This window comes from Nostoc sp. 2RC (assembly GCF_014222165.1).
Lineage (GTDB): Bacteria > Cyanobacteriota > Cyanobacteriia > Cyanobacteriales > Nostocaceae > Nostoc > Nostoc linckia.
Map to the genome: position 1 here is coordinate 1 of NZ_JACKZU010000725.1, position 1,121 is coordinate 1,121.

At 46.0% G+C, this 1,121-nt stretch carries 2 protein-coding genes and 1 pseudogene; all 3 read left to right on the plus strand.

The genetic code is table 11. From position 1 onward, the window contains the following. Positions 1-57: 57 nt before the first annotated feature. Positions 58-555, plus strand: a pseudogene (locus GNE10_RS34680) (HPF/RaiA family ribosome-associated protein); the annotation flags it as partial. A gap of 215 nt (positions 556-770) precedes the next feature. Then, entirely contained in the window at positions 771-902 is a 132-nt protein-coding gene (locus tag GNE10_RS34685; protein WP_260447155.1) for a hypothetical protein, read from the plus strand. A 4-nt stretch (positions 903-906) separates the two neighbouring features. Continuing rightward, complete coding sequence (locus GNE10_RS34690) at positions 907-1,116, plus strand: hypothetical protein (protein ID WP_099076454.1); 210 nt, start codon at positions 907-909, stop codon at positions 1,114-1,116. Positions 1,117-1,121 lie beyond the last annotated feature (5 nt).

Genomic DNA, 1,121 nt, shown 5'->3' on the forward strand with positions numbered 1-1,121 from the left:
CTGCCCCATCTCCCCCATCTCCCCCATCTCCCCATCTCCCTCATCCCCACTCTGACAATGAAAGTTACACCAGAAATTACTTATCGCAATCTAGAGAAAACTGATGCGATCGCTGCTTTAATTAATCAAAAAATAGCCAAGCTAGAACATATTTGCAATTACATAAATAGTTGCCATATTGCAATTGAAAAGATACATCATCGTCCCCGCAGTGGTTCTCCTTATAGAGTCAGAATTGATATCACCGTACCTCCTGGGCACGAATTGGTAGCAGAAAGTAATCCCAGCGATGGCAAGCAGTATCAGCCGCTAAATGTAGTAATTAGAGATGCCTTTGATGCAGCTTGTGGACAACTTGTCAAACTCACCCAACGCCAACATGAAAGCGATAAAGCCTTGAGCAGTGAAGCAGCCCAGGATACAACGGCGCTTGTTACCAAGTTATTTCGCGATCGCGGTTATGGCTTTCTTAAAGCCTTAGACGGTCAGGAAATCTACTTCCACCGCAATAGCGTCCTACATGATGACTTTCAACGCCTAGAAATTGGTACTGGTGCAATACTTGTCGGTTAAGGGGGAAAGGGGAAAAGGGAAAGAAAAAACCTTTAACCCTTACCCTTTAACCCCTTCGGGGTGACGCTCCTTCGTCGCTAACGCTGACGCTAACGCCAGTCGCTCATGGGGGAAACCCCCAAGACCGCGCTGGCTCACCTTTTCCCCAAACCAAATTCCAGTTTAAAATCCTTAACCGAGCAGTATTGGGTACTGGTGTGTATTTTTCCGTAGAAGAAGGTGAAGAAGGACTCCAAGCAACCACAGTCAAAATTGTTGACAAACCAGGGGTGCGTGCTGGCAAATCTGAACAAACTCTAATTAAATTACCGTTGGACTGGAGGGAATAGAGGTGTGAGCCTACAAGTCTATGAATTAAAACAAACAGCATCGCAACTCCTAGCTGCCATGCTATCCAATCCCCACATTTACCCCCAAATCAGCAACGAGGGAGGGTACGGAAAAATGGAACAACAGTTAATTATCGTCGCTGTTGAAATGGCTGAAAGCTTGATTGAGCATATTGAAAATGTTCATCCTGGGAGTGGGGAGATGGGGGGATGAGGGAG